Source organism: Acinetobacter schindleri CIP 107287 (genome assembly GCF_000368625.1).
GTDB lineage: Bacteria > Pseudomonadota > Gammaproteobacteria > Pseudomonadales > Moraxellaceae > Acinetobacter > Acinetobacter schindleri.
In genome coordinates this window covers 279,370-299,768 of the sequence record NZ_KB849576.1, presented here as the reverse complement: position 1 = coordinate 299,768, position 20,399 = coordinate 279,370, and the positions used below count along the sequence as shown (strand labels likewise).

20 protein-coding genes and 1 other RNA gene are annotated in these 20,399 nt (G+C 41.3%); 11 read left to right on the top strand and 10 right to left on the bottom strand.

All coding sequences use genetic code 11. The features are described from left to right. The first annotated feature begins 764 nt into the window (after positions 1 to 764). A complete protein-coding gene (locus F955_RS08960) occupies positions 765 to 1,697 on the top strand; it encodes an IS5 family transposase (RefSeq protein WP_008302424.1) in 933 nt (310 codons plus the stop codon). Positions 1,698 to 1,969: 272 nt separating this feature from the next. On the opposite strand, the gene F955_RS08955 is transcribed toward F955_RS08960, so the two are convergent. The 4 genes from F955_RS08955 to F955_RS08940 all read right to left on the bottom strand — a co-directional run bounded on the left by F955_RS08955 (position 1,970) and on the right by F955_RS08940 (position 6,038). Next, a complete protein-coding gene (locus F955_RS08955) occupies positions 1,970 to 2,212 on the bottom strand; it encodes a DUF378 domain-containing protein (RefSeq protein ID WP_004810720.1) in 243 nt (80 codons plus the stop codon). A gap of 578 nt (positions 2,213 to 2,790) precedes the next feature. Continuing rightward, positions 2,791 to 3,747 carry a sensor domain-containing diguanylate cyclase gene (locus F955_RS08950; RefSeq protein ID WP_004893628.1) on the bottom strand — a complete coding sequence of 319 codons (957 nt, stop codon included), beginning with the start codon at positions 3,745 to 3,747 and terminating at the stop codon, positions 2,791 to 2,793. A gap of 211 nt (positions 3,748 to 3,958) precedes the next feature. Next, positions 3,959 to 5,293, bottom strand: a complete 1,335-nt coding sequence (pepP, locus tag F955_RS08945; RefSeq protein ID WP_004893626.1) for a Xaa-Pro aminopeptidase — start codon at positions 5,291 to 5,293, stop codon at positions 3,959 to 3,961. Positions 5,294 to 5,402: 109 nt separating this feature from the next. Next, positions 5,403 to 6,038, bottom strand: coding sequence for a UPF0149 family protein (locus tag F955_RS08940; protein ID WP_004893623.1), 636 nt, complete (start codon positions 6,036 to 6,038; stop codon positions 5,403 to 5,405). A 64-nt stretch (positions 6,039 to 6,102) separates the two neighbouring features. Here F955_RS08940 and F955_RS08935 point away from each other — a divergent pair, with 64 nt between their 5' ends. From F955_RS08935 to ssrS, 3 genes are all read left to right on the top strand, one after another. Then, complete coding sequence (locus F955_RS08935; RefSeq protein ID WP_004893620.1) at positions 6,103 to 6,660, top strand: hypothetical protein; 558 nt, start codon at positions 6,103 to 6,105, stop codon at positions 6,658 to 6,660. After that, the gene (locus tag F955_RS08930) at positions 6,657 to 6,944 is read left to right on the top strand and encodes a cell division protein ZapA (protein WP_004810731.1); all 288 of its coding nucleotides are present in this window, start codon (positions 6,657 to 6,659) and stop codon (positions 6,942 to 6,944) included. The genes F955_RS08935 and F955_RS08930 overlap by 4 nt, the downstream gene beginning before the upstream one ends. 97 nt (positions 6,945 to 7,041) lie before the next feature. After that, positions 7,042 to 7,226: non-coding RNA, 6S RNA (ssrS, locus tag F955_RS16355), on the top strand. 95 nt (positions 7,227 to 7,321) lie between these two features. Here the strand turns inward: ssrS and F955_RS08925 are convergent. Both F955_RS08925 and F955_RS08920 read right to left on the bottom strand, forming a co-directional pair. Continuing rightward, a complete protein-coding gene (locus F955_RS08925) occupies positions 7,322 to 7,774 on the bottom strand; it encodes a hypothetical protein (protein WP_004893616.1) in 453 nt (150 codons plus the stop codon). Between the two features lie 69 nt (positions 7,775 to 7,843). Then, the gene (locus F955_RS08920; protein WP_228127690.1) at positions 7,844 to 9,034 is read right to left on the bottom strand and encodes a YncE family protein; all 1,191 of its coding nucleotides are present in this window, start codon (positions 9,032 to 9,034) and stop codon (positions 7,844 to 7,846) included. 359 nt (positions 9,035 to 9,393) lie between these two features. On the opposite strand from F955_RS08920, the gene F955_RS08915 reads away from it, so the two are divergent. After that, a complete protein-coding gene (locus F955_RS08915) occupies positions 9,394 to 9,984 on the top strand; it encodes a 5-formyltetrahydrofolate cyclo-ligase (RefSeq protein ID WP_004893610.1) in 591 nt (196 codons plus the stop codon). Positions 9,985 to 10,126: 142 nt separating this feature from the next. Next, positions 10,127 to 12,553, top strand: a complete 2,427-nt coding sequence (lon, locus tag F955_RS08910; RefSeq protein ID WP_004893605.1) for an endopeptidase La — start codon at positions 10,127 to 10,129, stop codon at positions 12,551 to 12,553. Between the two features lie 60 nt (positions 12,554 to 12,613). On the opposite strand, the gene F955_RS08905 is transcribed toward lon, so the two are convergent. Next, entirely contained in the window at positions 12,614 to 13,561 is a 948-nt protein-coding gene (locus F955_RS08905) for a M28 family peptidase (protein ID WP_004893601.1), read from the bottom strand. 154 nt (positions 13,562 to 13,715) lie between these two features. Between F955_RS08905 and rlmH the strand changes: the two genes are divergently transcribed. The 3 genes from rlmH (at position 13,716) to F955_RS08890 (ending at position 16,043) form a co-directional block, all read left to right on the top strand. Next, positions 13,716 to 14,198 (top strand): 23S rRNA (pseudouridine(1915)-N(3))-methyltransferase RlmH, encoded by a 483-nt coding sequence (rlmH, locus tag F955_RS08900; RefSeq protein ID WP_017401572.1) that lies wholly within the window; start codon positions 13,716 to 13,718, stop codon positions 14,196 to 14,198. A 113-nt stretch (positions 14,199 to 14,311) separates the two neighbouring features. After that, the gene (locus tag F955_RS08895) at positions 14,312 to 15,088 is read left to right on the top strand and encodes a dioxygenase family protein (protein WP_004893595.1); all 777 of its coding nucleotides are present in this window, start codon (positions 14,312 to 14,314) and stop codon (positions 15,086 to 15,088) included. A gap of 184 nt (positions 15,089 to 15,272) precedes the next feature. Beyond that, positions 15,273 to 16,043 (top strand): META and DUF4377 domain-containing protein, encoded by a 771-nt coding sequence (locus F955_RS08890; protein ID WP_034429752.1) that lies wholly within the window; start codon positions 15,273 to 15,275, stop codon positions 16,041 to 16,043. 72 nt (positions 16,044 to 16,115) lie between these two features. Here F955_RS08890 and gdhA read toward each other — a convergent pair whose 3' ends face one another. After that, positions 16,116 to 17,459 (bottom strand): NADP-specific glutamate dehydrogenase, encoded by a 1,344-nt coding sequence (gene gdhA, locus F955_RS08885; RefSeq protein ID WP_004893590.1) that lies wholly within the window; start codon positions 17,457 to 17,459, stop codon positions 16,116 to 16,118. A 347-nt stretch (positions 17,460 to 17,806) separates the two neighbouring features. Between gdhA and F955_RS08880 the strand changes: the two genes are divergently transcribed. Further along, positions 17,807 to 18,598, top strand: coding sequence for an RnfABCDGE type electron transport complex subunit B (locus F955_RS08880; RefSeq protein WP_004893587.1), 792 nt, complete (start codon positions 17,807 to 17,809; stop codon positions 18,596 to 18,598). Positions 18,599 to 18,602: 4 nt separating this feature from the next. Next, positions 18,603 to 19,307, top strand: coding sequence for an endonuclease III (gene nth, locus F955_RS08875; protein WP_004893584.1), 705 nt, complete (start codon positions 18,603 to 18,605; stop codon positions 19,305 to 19,307). A gap of 65 nt (positions 19,308 to 19,372) precedes the next feature. Here the strand turns inward: nth and F955_RS08870 are convergent, their stop codons facing one another. Then, positions 19,373 to 19,585, bottom strand: coding sequence for a hypothetical protein (locus F955_RS08870; protein WP_004893580.1), 213 nt, complete (start codon positions 19,583 to 19,585; stop codon positions 19,373 to 19,375). Between the two features lie 86 nt (positions 19,586 to 19,671). Beyond that, positions 19,672 to 20,331, bottom strand: coding sequence for an adenylate kinase (gene adk / locus F955_RS08865; RefSeq protein ID WP_004810758.1), 660 nt, complete (start codon positions 20,329 to 20,331; stop codon positions 19,672 to 19,674). Positions 20,332 to 20,399: the final 68 nt, after the last annotated feature.

Here is a 20,399-nt window from a genome sequence, read left to right as displayed (position 1 = left end):
TTAGCCGGCTATATTGTCCCACTTATAGCCTGTTCATCAAAAGAACAAGCATATATTCCTCAGAAAGAAGAAGTCGTCACCTGGAAACAGAATCCTGAATTGATTGTAAAAACACAGCTTAGTCCACATCGAGAGCATTATTTAGGATCCTTTCCAATTGATGACATCCCTGAAAATATCAACCGATTACGTAGGAAGAAGCAAATCGACTGCCGATGCCTGACTCTAATCGTCAATTAGAATTTTACTTGATATTGCATAGAACAAATGTTCAAGCGACAGATAGTTATCTGCTAGAGCATAAAGATCAAATTAGAGTAAGAATAGAAAGATTATCTTAGGATTTCAGAAAAAGTTATTTTAATACTGAAAAAGTATTTATCAGCAATTTAGGTTTAAAGTATGTCAAGCTTCATTCAAAATTTAAAAATATAGTCTATATTTTTATATTAGAATTTTCCCTGATGATTTCTTATGTTGTTTTGGGTCCACAAAAAATAGTGAAGTTTTTTTACATTTAAATAAATAGAGTGAAAAATTAATTCATGCAATTCAAGGAAATCTTTTTAAATTGGATAAACATGGTGAAATATGGCTTAAGTAGGAAACTAATCTAAATAATTTAGATAAATAGTAAGGAATTCATGAAGAATTATGGCAATTATTATAAATATGGAACATCACACCTCTAATCTACAATAATTAAGATTGGCTTTGTTGCACAAACCTATCTGTAAAGGCTTTTTTAGCGATATAATTTTCAAATGAAGAAGCCTACACACAAAATCTACCGCACAACCAATTGGCCCGCATATAACCGAGCACTCATGAGTCGCGGAAATATTGCCATTTGGTTTGATCCTGCTACGCAATGGTATGCTCCATCAAAAGGCAAACAAGGGCGAAATCAAACCTACTCCGACGCAGCCATCCAATGCTGCTTAATGATTAAATCCTTATTTCGTCTGTCTTTACGTATGGTTACTGGCTTTGTACAAAGTCTGATTAAACTTTGCGGATTAAATTGGATAGCTCCAGATTACACCACGCTTTGTAGAAGACAAAAGCATATTGATATTGTAATCAGCTACCAAAAAAGTAGCGATGGGCTGCATCTACTCATGGACTCTACAGGCATGAAGTTTCTAGGTGAGGGCGAATGGAAACGCAAGAAACATGGATCTGAATATCGTCGCCAATGGCGTAAACTTCATATTGGTATAGATGCCAAAACCCTACAAATACGAGCAGTTCAGCTTACAACCAATAATGTCAGTGATTCACAGGTGCTTGGTGATTTACTTGATCAGATTCCACAAGATGAGCGGATTGACTCTGTTTATACCGATGGAGCTTATGACACCAAGCAATGCCGTCAGGTCATTGCAGATCGGCAAGCGCATGCGGTGATTCCACCTAGAAAAAATGCGAAACAATGGAAAGATACAAAGAGTAGCTCGCTAGAGCGAAATGAATTACTTCGAACAATTAAACGTTTAGGCAGGACACTATGGAAAAAATGGTCAGGCTATCATCGGCGAAGTTTGGTTGAAACTAAGATGCACTGCATTAAATTATTAGGAGATAAACTCAGCGCAAGGAGTTTTGGTAGCCAAGTGAATGAGATCCATGCACGTGTAGCAGTCCTTAACAGATTTACGGAATTAGGTCGCCCACTTACCCAAGTTACGCCTTAAATTTGGCTCAATTAGGGGCGCTTTGCATTTCAAATCTTTGTGCAACAAAGCCATTTAATTTCTTAAAACAAATCTCTGAAATCTCTATATAAAGACAAAATCCACAATATAAATATTATAAAATTAAATAATAGATTATCAGCAATAAATATACATCTGGTTATTATTTTTAAAATAAAAACGGAGCATAAGCTCCGTTTTTATTTAGCAGTCAACTCACTCTAACTACTTATTTTCTTTAACCTAATAATAAGTGAGTTTATACTGACTTATTAATGCATTGTTCGTGTATGAGCTTCATGATGGACATCATGACGGCCTAACTTAGTTGCGGTATAGATCAGGTAAATCGCTGATAGACCAACCAGGACATAAATAATTCGAGAAAGAGCGCTCTGCTCACCAAAGATTGCTGCGACCAAGTTAAAGTCGAATGCACCAACTAAGCCCCAATTCAGGCCACCAATAATGGCTAATGCATAGGCGATCCAGTCTAAAGTTCCAAGTCTTCTCATAATTTTTCTCCAAGCTAATGTTTGACTAATTCTCATCCAAAATTATGCAAGCTATAGTAAAATGAATATGTAGTCTTGATGCTAAAAGTCCCTATTCTGTGTTGATCTATGTTGAATAAATGTCATGTTATAAGCATTAAATTTTAATTGAGTTGGTTTTCTTTGAATTGTTCATATTTTACGTAAACCAAATCAGACTTAAGCTTTTAATATTTTATTAATAATATTTAATTTATTGATTTTAATATTTTTACTTGATTTAAAAACAACTAAAGAATATAAATCATTTCTTCTACATTCTGATTTAACATCCTACCACGACTGGAAAAATTGCTTGTTTAAAAGTATGAGCAATAAATTTCATTAGTTTAGGTTTTGATTTTCCGCTCAAAATATTTCCCTATGCAGTAACCAGTCATTGAATATCTAAATCCAGTAATTGATGAAAGTAGATGAAAGGCGATTGTTGTGCTTTTTATCTGCGCAAAGGGGGACCTTGATACTGCCTCTCAATAAATACACCTTAAGGAACGTTTCATGCAGACCACCAAGCCTATATGATTTGATCTTAACGAGTTTTAGCTTATAAAATCATCTGCTTCCAGTTTCGCTTTTTTCTTATGTTCATACATATTCTTATCTGCCTCTATTAAGACCTCATGTAGATCTTTAGTCAGCTGACGGACTGCATAGCCAATTGCCACATGAATATTGGCAGCTGCAAATATTTCACTTAAACGGCGATATAAAATCGCTGCGTCTTCAGCTTTGGTCTCAGGACATAAAATCGTAAATTCATCCCCACCCATACGTGCAATCACATCATTAACACGCATATGTTCTACCAGTACATCTGAAGTACGCTGAATTAACTGGTCTCCTGCTTCGTGTCCAAACTGGTCATTCACCTGCTTTAAATCATTCAGGTCGATGCTAAATATTGCAGCTGGTAAGCCATAACGTTGACAGCGTCCCTCCTCAGCTTCTAACAGCTGATCCCAGGCGCGGCGATTATACAGTCCGGTTAAACTATCGGTGGGCGCTTCTACCTCATAACGTTCACGTAAACGTCTCTGTTTATTTTCCCGCAATTCACTTTGTAAAATTGAGCTCAATAAACTGCCTAAAAGCGAAATGAGTGCCGCATCTTTTAAAATATCCTCAGAATGGGGCTTATCATCAATAGCGCAAATTGTTCCAAAAATTGATCCATCTTCATTAAATAGTGGCTCACCAATATAAGATTTGATCGACAGTTTGTTATTTATTGGTGCTTTTGAATATAGTTCGATTTCGTTAGAACATGGCGCTATTTTAGGAGTTTTTCCCTGTACCATGTGATAGCAAAATGAATCCGCCCAACCAAATACTTCGCCTGGCTTAACATTATATTTTTGATTTTCTGCCTGGAGAATAATCCAATCATCATTTTCTACACGAGTGATCATCCATAAGCCAAAACCCAAATGCTGATGAAGATATTGAAGTACCTGCTTGCCCGCTTCTTCAAAATTATGAAATTTTATACTGTGCATGGAGAACACTCAGAATGATGAGTATTTGTAAATACTGGTTAGGGAGATTAAAAAAAGAATTATATAAGAATTGAATCAAAAAATATCCAGATTATTTCTAATAAAATCATTCAGTGAAAGATTAATTCATTATTTATTTGATTAGATTCATATTATTTTAAAAAATAAAAAAGCTGGTCAAATGACCAGCTTTTTTCAAGCTATCGTATTTTTAAGCAGCATAAGCTTTTGCCATTAAGGCTTCAATATCTTCCACAGTTTTGACCACTTTGGCAGTTAATACTAATGGGCCATTTTGAGTCGCAACCACATCGTCCTCAATACGAATTCCGATGCCACGCCATTTTGGATCAACTGTTTCATCATCAGGTGCAATATACAGGCCCGGTTCTACAGTCACGACCATACCTTCTTCATAAGAACGCCATTCACTATTTGTCTTATAAGCACCGACATCATGTACGTCCATGCCCAACCAGTGTCCAGTACCATGCATATAGAACTGGCGGAAACTTTCGGTTTCGATAATTTCCTCAATCTTGCCCTGCATAATACCTAAGTCCAGCAAACCTTGAACCAGAATTCGCACTGCCACATTGTGTGGTTCTTTATAGGAGTTGCCGATCTGAACTGCATTGATCGCAGCAATCTGTGCATCAAGCACGATGTTATAAAGTGCTTTTTGTTCAGGACTGAATTTACCATTTACCGGGAAAGTACGGGTAATGTCGGATGCATAGAACTGATATTCGCAGGCTGCATCAATTAGCACCAGATCACCGTCTTTCAGTTCTTTGTCATTTTCCACATAGTGCAGGATGCAGGCATTTTCACCGCCACCGACAATACTGTTATAAGAAGGTACACAGCCATTTTTGCCAAATACATAGTTCAGCTCTGCTTCCAGTGCATATTCCATCATACCCGGACGTACAGTCTGCATCGCTCTGGTATGTGCTTCCGCAGAAATATCTGATGCGATCTGCATCAGTTCAATTTCATTGGCATCTTTATGCAGACGCATTTCATCAACAATACGGTCTAACTGAACGATTTGAGCAGGTGCAGATTTTCCTCGACGGCTTTCACCACTGGCTTGTGCAATCCATTTCGCGACACGCGCATCAAACTCTGCACTATGGCCGACCCGGTAGAATAATTTGTCCTTGTTTTGCAATTTTTCCAGAATTTCTTCATCAAGCAGATCAATAGCATAAGCTTCATCTGCCTCATAGTCATCGACAGCACCATCCACCCCGGCACGATAACCATTCCAGATTTCCATCTCACGGTCACGTTCACGACAGAATAGACTGTAGGTATAACCTTCTTCTTCGCTGTCAAAGGTTTCGATCACAGCTACAGCTTCTGGTTCAGCAAAGCCTGTCAAATAAAAGAAACTGCTATCGGCACGATATTTATAGTCAGCATCACGGTTACGCAGGGCCACTGGGCTGGTGGCGATAATGGCAATACTGCGTAGTCCCATTTCCCCGGCGAGGATATCACGACGTTCCTGAAATTCTGCTTGTGTCAGTTTCTTCATTGGTCCTTACTTCTTATATCAATGCTGTTTTTGAATATGATTTGATACCGGAATAAGCCAGAGAATGACTGGACTTATTTCGGTTTTTCTAAAGCTAAATAGCTATAGTTCAGCTTGGGCGATGTGGTGAGAAAATCTCAACTACAGATTGTGCCTGAGCTGGGTCCGTAGACTTAGTTTTTACTTTAGCTGTAAAACGTTTCAACAGTGGCGTTTCCTCCACTTCAACTTTTTTACGACCCACAGATAAACTCACTGGAATCAGACGTACAAATTCGTACAACTCCAGATAGCTTTCCTCACCTTCAGCATCGTCGTCAGAATCTTCAAATTCAACTGCTGCAACATCTTGTAAATGTTCAATCAGTTCCATTTCATCATCACGAATATGACCTGTTGCCAGACCAAAACCAAGGACTACACCGGCACACCAGTCTGCCAATGCCTGCACACGTTCTGCCAGGCTATGCTCGTCATCTGGAAGTAATGGAAGATAATCCAGCTCATCTTCAGAAAGTGAGTGGAATACGTCTTCTGCTTCACCTGTTAGTAATTCCAATGCTTCATCATCAAGCGTAGGGACATCTAAAGTTTCCAGAATCTGTAACCATTCTTCGCTACTCGGCGCCTGGGTCACACAAACAATACCGGTAAGCAAACCATGAAGTTCGCTTGGGCTGGAAATTTCCTCAATTGAAGAAAAATTGCGGTGCCAATCTGACCAACCTGAAATATCGTCTTGCATTCGTTTATCCAATCTCTATACTGCTTATATATTACCTTTGTTTGCAATACTGTGCGACCTCGATATGTTAGAAGAATTACAGCGTCTACAAGTGCATATTGGCGTTTTAAAAACGCGCCTTGCACATCTGGAGAACGAAAACTCCAGCCTGCGTGAAGAACAGGACTCCTCTCTGAGTCAGCATCAAGCCGAAATCATTCAAAAAAACAGCATTATTAGCCAAAAACAACAAGAAAATGAAAGTTTAACTGAACAGTTAGCTGAATCTCGCTCGCAATATCAACAGCTTAATAATGATGCAACTGCACTTGCAGACCGGTATGGCCGTCTGGAAAAAAGCTGCACCGATCTGAAAAACCGTTTTCAGGAAATTCTGGCTGAGCGTAATGAACTGCGTGCTTTGAAAGAAAAGCTGCTGAATGAACAGCAACAGGCGCGTCAGGAAATTCAACGCCTGCATCAGGAAACTGAGCGTCTGACCCAGAAGAATGAGCATGCTAAAGCCAAGGTTGAAGCGATTATCCAGCGTCTGGCAATTCTGGGCACAGCTCAAGATCATCATGCACAGGAAATTCAGCAATTGGCCCATCCGACTGAAACGACTGAGGAAGCGTCAACATGAGCGAACAGATTGCTATTGATTTAAGAGTAATTGGCCACAGTTTCCGTCTGGCCTCCACAGCAGATCAACGCGAAGAACTTGAACGTGCAGCGCAACTATTGAATGACAAATACGATGAATTTCGCCGCAAAGCGCCTCGTATGGAACCAAGCAAGCTGGTGATTATGGTAGCGCTAGAACTGATGCAGGAAGTATTGAGCATGAATAAATCACTGCAACAATATGCCCACTGCGAACGTTTGTTACAAACTATTTTAGAAGAAGTTGAAGAACTGACTGAATAAGCAGACTTTTTGTTTAAACTTCATTCGATCAATGGTCAAGTTTACAGTTCCAACACAGCATAGAGTTGCCACATAAACTTTATCGTTTATACTAAGTCTAACTCTGGGATGTTCGCCAGCGGGTCTATTCCCCTGCCGATACTTAAACTTATGGATTGCGTTCTGTATATTTAGAGTGTATGCCCACCTTCGAGTGGGAAACCCAGCAAGTATACGTCGCGTCCACCTTGAACTCATCGGGTTCAGGGTAACGACACATGCAGCGGCATCTTCGGAGTGTTTTATTTTCTAAGAATAAGAATATGAGCAGCTCAATTCTTGGCAGCATTCTAAAAACATTTTAATTTTCAAAATCTAATTTTATTTAACACTATCTTTTATTCAATCAGCTTGATTTCACGAGCCAATTCACTCTCCATTTCAGGTAACACTTTTTGTAAAAATTGAATGGTCGCGGTTGCCTCTTGTATAGAAATTACTTTTACCTTTACCAGCTGTCGCTGCATTTCCAGAATTCTACTTACTTCTCTTAGGTCTGGTTTTCTGCCTTGGCTGAGATGATTTGAAATGTCTGCCAATTGCATATAGAGATCATCACGCTTCTGTATGATTTGCTGATTCTGTTGTGCAATTTTCTGCTCATTTTCAAGCATAGGAGTTGGATCAGGTAGCTGTGATTCTTGCTGGATCAAGACAGGCTGTTCATCCAAACTCGAGTGTTCTGCTTTTGCAATACTGTCTTCATCTTTCATTAAAAGAAGCATCAGTGCTAAACCACTGAAGAAGATCATTGCAATACCGATGATCATATTTTTATTGTTATTCAGCATTTCACGTTTATCCTAAAAATTCATATTAAAACAGCAGAGAGATTCTCTACTGTTTTAACACTTTTATTTTTATGGGGTAGACCAGTCTTTGGGTGCATAACCAATACGAACCCGTTGCGGATGATTGCCTACAGGCACGCTCATCACTTTATTGCCTGTAGCAAAATCAATCACTGTCACTACATCTGTTTCACTTTCAGAAATGACACAGTTTTTGCCATCTGGGCTTAGGGTAGCCCAATATGGTTTACCGGCTGGAATTAAAGGACCGGCTGTTAAGGTTTTACGATTCACAATAGTGGCGTAATTATCCATTGTCCCTGCAACACAGAGTTTTTCACCATCGCCACTAATTGAAAGTCCGTGGTGGCGGGAATCATTGACCCATTTGGTACGATCACTTGGAATCGTACTGCTGCCTGGCAGCTGACCGATACGGGTAATTTTGTCCTGATTTAGGTCATATTCAATCAGACCATTAAAGAAAGAAACCTGTGCATAGATTTTGCTTTCATCCTTACTCAAGACCATTGGACGGACTGAATTGGACAAATCTTTACGCCCAAATTTATCCAAAGCTGGCCGGAAATCAATTTTCTTTAAAACCTTAAAATTATTTGCATCGGCAATAGTGATAAAACGTTTACCCTTAGTAAAGTCCTGCCATTGGGCATCCATGGATGTTTCGACATTACCGATTGCAGAATTCAGGATTTTATTTCCACCATTAAAGTAGATATTTTCATGGGGTTTATCCCCTGTCGCGAAGCGTCCTAATTCCTGGCCCGTATTGATATCCAGGACATGTACCACATTGCCCGAAGATGCAGAAACAGCCACGTGCTGTCCATCCGGTGAAACTGCCATATGGTCTGCCCGGAAGCCTTCGACTGGTGTACGCCAGTTAATTTTGCCAGTTTTAATATTAATTGATACCACATCGGCGAAACTTGGACGTGAAGCCACAACAGACTGACCGTCTGGTGTGGAATACATATCATCCACCAGCTGATCATTACCTTCCCCTGCCGTCGCCTGGATATAGGTATAAGCAATCAATTTGATTGGATTAAGATGGATCTCAAGTAAGCGCTCTTTGCGATCCGGAATCATATTAATCACCCCGACTTTACCAAAATCACCTGATGGACGGATCACCGTGACTGTACCATCCCAGTTATTACCGACAAAAAAAACCTGTTGTGTATTCGGTGGTGCGGGCAAGTTAGGCACTGCAGCATAGCTTAATCCTGCCAGCATGCTACCGAGACCAAAAAATAGTTGTGTAAACCGTGTTAATGGCTTGATTTTCTTATTCATATCATTCAATCCTGAATTGTTTTTTATATTATTCTTAAGTTGAGTTTTAGCTCTTCAACCAGGGCAAAACTTCAAGCTGTTCCAATATACAAAGGTATTTGGATTGTTGGGGAAGTTTCCGATAAATAAATTAATTCTATGTATATTAATAAAATATTTTTCAATACCCGAATAGCTGTGAAAATTTTTAGTCATCACCTGCTTTTACTCAAAATTTATTTTCTTTAGGTCTTCTTTTTTACTTTTTGCTTTTCCTGCCTTAGACTTATGCTCAGCACCATCTAAAGTTCAGATAATTTATGTATACGACCGTTCAGGAACTTCGAAAAAAAATCCGCCAAGCCCGTCGTCGCATTTCCCGATTTGAACAAAAAAAATCTGCCCAGCAAGTGCTAAATCTGCTTAGATCAAATCCTCAATTTATTCACTCACAGCATGTCGGTCTTTACTTAGATGCTTTTGGTGAAATTCGCACTCAGCAAATTATTGAATATTGTTTCTCTGTCGAGAAAAAAGTCTATTTGCCAGTGATCTGTAACATGAATCAGCGATTAGAATGGGTACGGATTAACAAACACCTATACCGAAACAAGCGTTTTTTCCATCACCGTTTAGGCATGCGTGAACCTATGCAAAGTCGTGGTTTGCATGTATCAAAACTTGATTTATTAATTATGCCGTTATTGATCTGTGACTATCGAGGCACCCGGATCGGAATGGGTGGTGGGTATTATGACCGTACCTTGGTAACAGCGTATAAAAAACCCTATCGTCTTGGTTTGGCACATGATTTACAGCTTGTAGAAACATCATTACCCCGGGAAAAATGGGATCAGCCTTTAGATGCACTTTTAACTCCTACACGCTTGCTACATTTTAAGCGTTTGTAAATCAATTCATTGACTAAGTTAATTTTAAATCAAATAATTAGTCAATAATTATACAATTTCATCTGAACGGCCCTTGTAATTTTAAAAATACCCATCACTATAAAATACATGGCAACATCGTTGTCACTCATTAGGAGTGCCCATGTCTGAAATTATTATGAATGAAGAAAGCTTTGAGCCTCAGGTTCCAAGTGTATTACCACTTTTAGCGTTACGTGATGTAGTGGTATATCCACACATGCAAATCGCGCTATTTGTCGGTCGTGAAAAATCGATCAATGCAGTTGATGTGGCTCGTAACAGTGACAATCTGGTATTTGTGGTTGCGCAAAAAGATTCGCTTACAGAAGAAATTGATCACGACAACTTATATCAATACGGTACTGTCGCGAAGATTGTGCAGGTTGTGAATCATGAAAATGATGAAAACTGTATCAAGGTACTCATCGAAGGCCTTTATCGTGCCAAATTAACTAAAATCATTGATGACACTGATTATCTGACTGCTGAACATGAGCTTAGTCCGATCACTGTCAATATGGACAATGACACTCAGGATACCCGTGTAGAGGAACTGCGTGCGTTATTTGCCCAGTATGCAGAAGCGAAGTTACGTAATGCACGTGAACTGATTGCAGCTGCAAATAAAATTGAAGACTTGCTTCAGTTATTGTTCTTCGTGGCAACTCGTGTGCCGCTGAACATCGAAATCAAGCAAAAATTCCTTGAGCACGATGAGTTTGAAGCGCATCTGACTGAACTCATGACTTATTTACTGCAACAGTCTGAAGAACAGCAGATTGAGCAAACCCTGCATGATTCAGTCAAACGCCAAATGGAAAAGAATCAGCGTGAATATTTCCTGAATGAAAAAATGAAGGTGATTCAACGCGAACTTTCTGACCTGAATGGCGGTGCAGAAGATGATGTCGCTGAGATTGAAAAACGTCTGGCTGAAGCAGACCTGCCTGAGCACGTACGTAAAAAAGCGGAAGCTGAGTTCCGCAAGCTGAAAGCAATGCAACCTGCATCAAGTGAAGCTGCGGTTGTTCGCAACTATCTTGAAGTGATCCTAGATACACCTTGGAACAAAGCGAGCAAAGTCAGCATTAACCTGAACAAGGCTCAGGAAATTCTGGATGCTGATCATTATGGTCTGGATGATGTCAAAGATCGTATTGTGGAATATCTGGCAGTTCAGTCACGTGTGAAAAAACTACGTGGCCCGATTCTATGTCTGGTAGGTCCTCCGGGTGTAGGTAAAACCTCTCTGGGTGAATCTGTTGCCAAAGCAACTGGTCGTGAATTCGTGCGTATGGCGCTAGGTGGTGTACGTGATGAAGCTGAGATCCGTGGTCACCGTCGTACTTATATCGGTGCGATGCCAGGTAAAATTGTGCAGTCTTTAACCAAAGTTGGCGTAAAAAACCCACTGTTCTTGCTTGATGAAATCGACAAGATGGCTCAGGACTACCGTGGTGACCCTGCTTCTGCACTGCTTGAAGTACTAGATCCATCACAAAACAGCAAGTTCAACGATCATTACCTGGATCTTGATCTGGATCTGTCTGAAGTGATGTTCATCTGTACTGCGAACAGCATGAATATTCCGGAAGCTTTGCTTGACCGTATGGAAGTGATTCGTCTTCCGGGTTATACCGAAGATGAAAAAGTCAATATTGCTGAACGCTATCTTGTTCCGAAAGCAATCAAGAATAATGGTTTGCGCAGCAAAGAATTGACCATTCATGAAGAGGCAATTCGCGACATCGTACAGCGTTATACCCGCGAAGCTGGTGTGCGTAGCCTGGAACGTGAAGTTTCTAAAATTGCCCGTAAGGTAGTTAAAGAAGCGGTGAGCAAGAAAGCGAAAAATCTTCAGCTTGAAGTGAATTCGAACAACTTGCCAGAGTACCTGGGTCCTCACAAATTCGATTTCGGCATGGCTGAAGAAGAACCAGAAGTGGGTCGCGTAAATGGTCTGGCCTGGACTTCGGTTGGTGGTGAGTTACTGACAATTGAAGTAGCAGCGGTTCCGGGTAAAGGTAAATTCATTACTACCGGTTCTCTCGGTGATGTGATGAAAGAATCGATTACCGCCGCGATGACCGTAGTACGTACGCGTGCAGCTGAATTGGGTATCGAAGCTTCTCGTTTTGAAGAAACTGATGTACACGTACATTTACCTGAAGGTGCGACACCGAAAGATGGTCCATCTGCTGGTCTGGCACTAACCACTGCTCTCGTGTCTGCATTCACAGGTATTACGATTCGTCCTGATATCGCGATGACCGGTGAAACCAGCTTACGTGGTCGTGCGATGCGTATCGGTGGTCTGAAGGAAAAACTGCTTGCTGCTCACCGTGGTGGGATCAAGCTGGTATTCATTCCGCAAGACAACGTACGTGACCTAGCTGAAATTCCTGAAAATGTGAAAGAAGGTCTGGAAATCAAAGCCGTGAAATCAATCGATGAGATTTTACCATTGGCACTTACCTCTATGCCGAAAGCATTGGTAAAAACCCCAATTGTAAAAGCGACTGATGAAGCTAAAGCCGCACGTCACTAAGTGATCTGCTCATAAAAAACCCTGCTCCGGCAGGGTTTTTTTATTATCTCCACCTAAATTTTATGGACTTAGAACGGTTTGCATCAATCCGTCTACCACGTAAGTCATTTTTTTCAGATCCAGTTTATCTAGAGTGTCCTGCTCAGTGTTGTAATAAGGATAACGGTAATGAGCCGTGTCACTGATCAGTACAGTTGGAAAATTCTGTTTGGCATAACTGAGATAGCCCGAATAATCCAGTCCCTGCATAAAAGTAGGAATAATAAAACGTTCACACTCTAAACGCTGACGCGTCTGCATAGCTTCGCAAAACCTTCCTGTAAGTCCTACTGAACTTAGATGTCCAATACTGGCAATATAATTGGCATGCCGAGGATAAAACCATTTTAGAGTTGCCGGATAGCTCTGTACCAGATTTTCATCATAGTAACCAATAGAGTCCAGTACAAAGACGCCACGTATTTTCTGCTTTTGTTTTCTCAATGACTTGGCATGGATCGCACTGCCCATATGCTCTGTGTTGAGATACGGCGGTTCTTCCAGACCATAGAAAACAAACTCGATATTATTTTTCAGTTTATTTTTTTGCAGGGCCAACAATCGTGCAGCTTCCACCACTCCTACGACGCCAGAAGCATTATTATTCGCACCGAGATGATTGGCAAAAACATCATAGTGAGCACCAATAACGATTTTATCTTTGGCTTTTACATTGAGCTGGCAAACCAGATTGCGATAGCCCTGACTATTCACAATATAGCTTTGAAATTGACACGGGATACCAAAGTGTCGCATTTGCTCTTTCAACCAACCGGATACCCGGTTCAGTTCAGCCGTATTCTTGTGATTTCTAAATTCATCCACATTCAGGATCTGGCTAAAGTAAAGCTCGAGATTTTTGACTTGAGCATTTCTGGCTGGATTGGCCCAGGCCCAACTCGGGAAGATTAAAGACAGACTGATCAGCAAACCCAGATAACTTTTTCTTAAAATGGCTACAATCCGCATTTGTTATTATTTCCATGACATGATCAAGCAGAAACTTGAACTCTGGATATTTATGCAGCAGTGCTTTTTCTAATTCAATTTCAATTTGTTTCTATACTCAACTTCATGTTGTTTCATCGTTATAATGAGCACTTCTGAACTACACGATGTCTGTATGAAAATCCGTATTCTGACCATTGGTCAAAAAATGCCAGCTTGGGTGCTCACTGGTTTTGAAGATTATTTCAAGCGCATACAGCCATTTGTTCAAACACAAATCATTGAATTGCCGATGGCGAAACGTGGCAAGAATGATTCAGAAGCCGACATCCTGAAATATCGTAATATCGAAGGCGATAGTATCCTGAATGCATTAAAGCCAAATGAAACCCTGATCGCACTGGAAGTCGGCGGCCGTGAATTCAGTACCGAAAAACTGGCTGAAACCATGAAAGGCTGGATGCTGGAAGGTAATGATGTGGCTTTAGCCATTGGTGGGCCGGATGGTCATTCTGAAGCGGTACGTAAGGCAGCTGCATGGCACTGGTCACTATCCAAACTGACCTTGCCGCATCCCTTGGTTCGTGTCATGCTGATTGAACAGTTGTACCGTGCCATGAGCATTAATCATAATCACCCTTATCACCGTGCGGGTTAAGGTAAGAATTGGTTATTGTTCTATTTCCGCAACGAATTGTTGAACAATCTCCCCTCCTTACTTCGCTTGCTTTCATGCATTATTGAAGACATCTTCCAGATGTGGCTTGAACTATGAACTTACAAACGCTTCCCGGCCTGTTTATCTCCCATGGCTCTCCAATGCTTGCCCTGAATCCTGAACAGGTAGGTCCGGCACTGGAGCGTTTAAGTGTAAATTTGCCACGTCCAGAGGCAATCATTGTAATGTCTGCCCACTGGGAAAGTAATGCACTGGAAGTAAATACCGGTATTCGTCCAGAAACCTGGCATGATTTCCGTGGCTTCCCACCTCAACTATATCAACTACGTTATCCTGCGCCGGGTCAACCAGAACTGGCTGAACAGATTCTCGGCTTGCTATCTGAAGCTGGCTTTAGCGCCTACGCCAATAATTCACGCCCGCGTGATCATGGCGTGTGGATGCCACTGCTACATATGTATCCGGATGCAGATATTCCGGTGGTAGAAATTTCCCTGCCCATCAACATGACTGCACATGACATTTATAAAATTGGTCAAACGCTGGCACACCTGCGTGAGCAGCAGGTCCTATTGATTGGTTCAGGCAGTATCACGCATAACCTGCGAGAGCTGGATCGTAGTGGACAATCCAATGTTGTTCCAGAATGGGCCTCGACCTTCCGCAATTATGTGGTAAGCAAACTCGCTCATAGTGACTATGAAGCCGTATTGGATTGGCCAAGTATTCCTTACCTGGAACGTAATCACCCGACCCTGGAACACTTTGCACCGATTTTCTTTGCAATGGGAACTGGTACCCGTTTCAGTCTGGTGCATAGCAGCTTTAGCATGGGTTCACTAGGTATGGATATCTATCGTTTTGATTAGGATTTAAAGGCTCTATCTGAGCCTTTTTTCTTAGGCCTAAGAAAATCTTCCTGTCTTATTTTACTCATCATGCAATTTTCATGGATACATTTTGCTACCTAAAGCTTCAGAATGTATCCATATTTTTTAAAAATGAATCGTTTAAGCTTAAGTCTGATTTATTTGCTTCATGACTATTCAATCAATGAAATTAAAATACTTATTTATTGCATTATTCCCTTTAACCCTTGCAGCTTGTCAGTCCAATGATGTCCAAAAATTAGGAGATCTTGCCGTGTCCGTATTACAGCAACAAAATGCCGCCAATACTTTGAGTGCTTATGAATGGCACATTGATACCGGTGCAAAAGAACATATGGTACTGAGCTTCCATGATGAGAATCGTTTTAGTGTCACTACCAGCTGCAATAGCTTGGGTGGTAGCTGGAAAATCTCTGAGGGTCAGCTGGAAACGGGCACCTTAATCTCAACCATGAAAGCTTGTGATACCAATGCCATGCAACAGGAAAAGCTGGCAGGTGAAATTTTTAATGATGCCCGTATTCCATTTAGCTTAAATACCAGTGATGCTCAAAATCCGGTTTTGACTCTGACCGTAAACGGAAAGGCTTACGTCTTCACAGGGAAGATGACGCCAGAAGCCCGTTATAATGGTCAGGCTGATATCATTTTCCTGGAAATTTCTCCTGAAACCAAAGCTTGTACCGGTGTAGCACAGCAAACCTGCCTTCAGGTGCGCGAAGTCAAATACAATGAGCAGGGCTTAAAAACTCAGGTCGATAAAGATTGGAACCTTTTCTATGACCAAATCGAAGGCTTCCAGCATACGCCAAATGAGCGTCAGGTAATTCGCATAAAACGCTTTGAAATCAAGAATCCGGCAGCAGATCAGTCTAAATATGCCTATATATTTGATATGGCCGTCGAGCGTGAAGCAGTAAAAGGCTCGCTATAAAATATTTTTATAACAGAGACAAAAAACCGAGGCTATGGCCTCGGTTTTTTTAAAGCTTAAACTAAGTCAGACTTAGAATACGCCTTGAGCAAGCATTGCATCAGCAACTTTTACGAAGCCCGCAATGTTTGCACCGTCAACATAGTTCACAGTACCGTCTTCTTTAGTACCGAATTTCACACAGTTACGGTGAATTTCTTTCATGATTGCATGAAGACGTTCATCAACTTCTTCGAAAGTCCAGCCAAGACGCAATGCGTTTTGAGACATTTCAAGACCAGAAGTTGCTACACCACCTGCATTCGATGCTTTACCTGGAGCGTAAAGGATTTTCGCTTCAACGAATTTCTCTACAGCACCTAAAGTAGATGGCATGTTTGCACCTTCAGCAACACAGATTGCACCGTTTGCAAGAAGTTTAACAGCATCATCAGCATCTAGTTCGTTTTGAGTTGCACATGGAAGCGCGATATCACACTTAATGCCCCAAGGACGTTGACCTTCAAGGTATTCAAAACCGTGTTTAGACGCGAATTCAGAAATACGGCCACGTTTAACGTTTTTCAGTTCCATCACTTCAGCAAGAAGCTCATCAGTGAAACCGTCTTTAACATAAACAGTTCCCGCAGAGTCAGATAGAGAAACGACCTTAGCACCTAAGAACATTGCTTTTTCAGCAGCGTACTGCGCAACGTTACCCGAACCAGAAATAGTCACGACTTTATCTTTGAAGCTATCACCACGAGTTTTCAGCATTTCCTCAGCGAAATACACAGTACCGTAACCAGTTGCTTCAGGACGAGCCAACGAACCACCGAAAGACAGGCCTTTACCAGTGAATACGCATGAAGTGTCATTGCTGAGCTTCTTCATCATACCCGCCATGTAACCTACTTCACGGCCGCCTACACCAATGTCACCCGCAGGGATATCAGTATTAGAACCAAGGTGACGGTAAAGCTCGATAATTAACGCTTGGCAGAAACGCATGATTTCGCCTTCTGACTTGCCTTTAGGATCAAAGTCAGAACCACCTTTACCACCGCCCATAGGCAAAGTAGTCAAAGCATTTTTAAACGTTTGTTCAAAGCCCAGGAATTTCAGAATTGAAAGGTTCACAGATGGGTGGAAACGCATACCACCTTTAAATGGACCAATCGCTGAGTTGTACTGTACGCGGAACGCACGGTTTACTTGAGTTTGACCTTGGTCATCTACCCAAGAAACGCGGAACTGGATCGCACGCTCTGGTTCAACTAGACGTTCTAGTAAACCGTGAGCTGCATATTGTGGGTTCTTTTGAATGAACGGCCACAAGCTTGTCATCACTTCTTCTACAGCTTGAAGAAATTCTGGTTGATGTGCATCACGTGTTTTAACGTAATCTAGGAACTCATTAAGTGTGTTGTATTTCAACGCTTAATCCTCAGCAGAAAATGGATCAAAATTGGTCAAATTTACAATCAATGTTAAATTTTGGCGCAAAATATTAAATATCTTTTGTAACCAATCCACAATAGTTTTTTTGAAAAAATATGAAAATTAATTTTATAACAGTTATTTATATTTATTATGAATTAAATTTTTGGATAGCAAAATATCAGTGGAATCAAAGTCTAAATTCTTATTTATGCATGATAATAATGCATATTGGTTACCTTAATTGTGCACAAACAAGCCGATCAAAATATGCTAAAATTTGTAATTCTGACATATTTTGTTTCACCTCCTGAAATGCTCACTGTGAGCGGCTTTGAAATATCATGAATTCGCAGATTTCCCTCATCCAATCCATTGATGCGTTATTGCCACAGACCCAATGCGGTTTGTGTGGTCATCGTGATGGCTGCTTACCCTATGCCCAGTCCATTGCCGAGGGAGAAGAAGCCAACAAATGTGTACCCGGCGGACAGCCGGTGGCAGATGCCCTCGCCCAATTGTTAAATCGTCCTAAACTTAGTGCTGAGCCAAGTGTCTGGCCCATTCAGGCTGATGGGCGTCCTCAGCGCATGAAGGCAGTGATTCGTGAAGATGAATGCATTGGCTGTACCAAATGCATTAGTGCCTGCCCGGTCGATGCCATTATTGGCTCAGGCAAACTGATGCATACGGTACTGACAGATTTGTGTACTGGCTGCGAACTGTGTATTCCACCCTGCCCGGTCGACTGTATTGATCTGGTAGAAGATACCCATCCACTCATGTCAGATGAACAGCATGTGCAGGAACAGAATGATCTGCGCCAACGTTACTATGCACATATCCAACGTGAGGAAAAACGCCGCATTGACCGTAAAGGTCCTGTGGTACGTGCTGAAATCAATACCGAACTATTTGCCGAGTTCTCTGCACAAAGTCAAAATGTACCCGTGATTGAAGTGGTGGAAAAGCCAAATGAGGATGGATTGATTCAAGACGCCAAAACTACGATTGAGCTGGCCAAACTGCGTACCCAGATCAAGAAACTTGAGAAACAGCTGTCTGTCCGCGAAGATACAGGTAAACGCACCCAGCTTGCCGAACTAATGCAGCAATTACAGGATTTACAGGGATAAGATAATGACAAGCATGAGCGGCAAACCTGTAAAGAACATGACCAAGAAACAGATTCAAACTTTTTTTGAACGCTTACGTGAACAACGTCCGAATCCAAAAACTGAACTGAATTATTCTAATCCTTTTGAATTACTGGTCGCAGTGACACTCTCGGCACAAGCAACTGATGTCAGCGTCAACAAGGCGACTGACAAGCTATTTCCTGTTGCAAATACGCCAGAAGCGATTTATGCCCTTGGCGTGGATGGGCTGAAGGAATATATCAAAACCATCGGGCTATATAACTCCAAGGCAGAAAACGTGATTAAAGCTTGTGAGATGCTGATCAAGAAACATAACAGCGTGGTACCGGATAATCGTGCTGATCTGGAAGCTTTACCGGGCGTAGGTCGTAAAACTGCAAATGTGGTACTGAATACCGCCTTTGGTCAACCGACGATGGCAGTCGATACCCATATTTTTCGAGTGGGTAACCGCACTGGCCTGGCTGTGGGTAAAAATGTGCTTGAGGTTGAACATCGATTGGTTAAGGTGATTCCCAAAGAATTTATTATTGATTCGCATCATTGGCTGATTTTGCATGGGCGTTATTGCTGTATTGCACGCAAACCAAAATGTCATGAATGTGTGGTCGCTGATGTCTGTAACTGGCCGGACCGTTTCGACTTTGGTGCATTGAAACCAATTGCAGTTAAAAATATTGACTGATCCCTTAAATAAAAAAGCTGAACTCTGGTTCAGCTTTTTTTGTCTCGTTCAGCAAATGAGAATACTTATTTTTGCTTTTCCTCTAACTGCTGTTGCATTTTTTTGCGCTGCTCTAATTCAGTCTGTAATTTCGGGTGCAATTGTCGCTCTGGGGTTTTGCCCCTATTTTCGATTTTTTCCTGTTTCTGCACTTTGTTTAGCATTCGGTAGCTCATGACCAGAAGGCCTGCTAGAACAACCAAGAACACCACCATGAGCAATAACAAACCAATTTTCACAGTCGCAATTCCTTTAAAGACGCAGAAATAAAAAGAGCCCTAATATGACTTAGGGCTCCCTGAATGTCAAAATTATCGTGAAATGATTATTTTGACTGATCCAGAATCGCGAACAGATCCGCTTGAACTTGTTCAATTGGACGTAGACCGTTCAATTTGTCATAAGTCGGTGCATTTTCACCTGATGCAGCACGGCCTTGATAGAAGCCAACCAGCTGTTCAGTTTCAGTATGGTAAGAACCTAAACGTTTACGAATGGTTTCTTCCTGGTCATCAGGACGTTGAACCAGATCTTCACCAGTTTCATCATCTTTACCTTCCACTTTTGGTGGGTTGTAAACAATGTGGTAAACACGACCAGAAGCCGGGTGCTGACGGCGGCCAGAAAGACGTTGCACGATTTCTTCGTCCGGTACATCAATTTCAATCACATGATCGATGTTGATGCCTTCGTTTTCAAGCGCTTCAGCTTGTGGAATAGTACGCGGGAAGCCATCAAAGATGCAGCCATTTACACAGTCAGGCTGTGCAATACGTTCTTTAACCAGACCGATGATCAACTCATCAGAAACCAAACCGCCATTGTCCATGACGCTTTTAGCTTTTAAACCTAATTCAGTTCCTTCACGAATTGCAGCACGGAGCATATCACCGGTTGAAATTTGTGGGATATTGTAGCGCTTACAGATCAACTGAGCTTGTGTACCTTTACCTGCTCCAGGTGGTCCGAGTAAGATAATGCGCATATATAAACATCCTCATTTTTTAACAATGTATAGGACACCAAATGTCTGGACATCCCCAAAGGTATCCA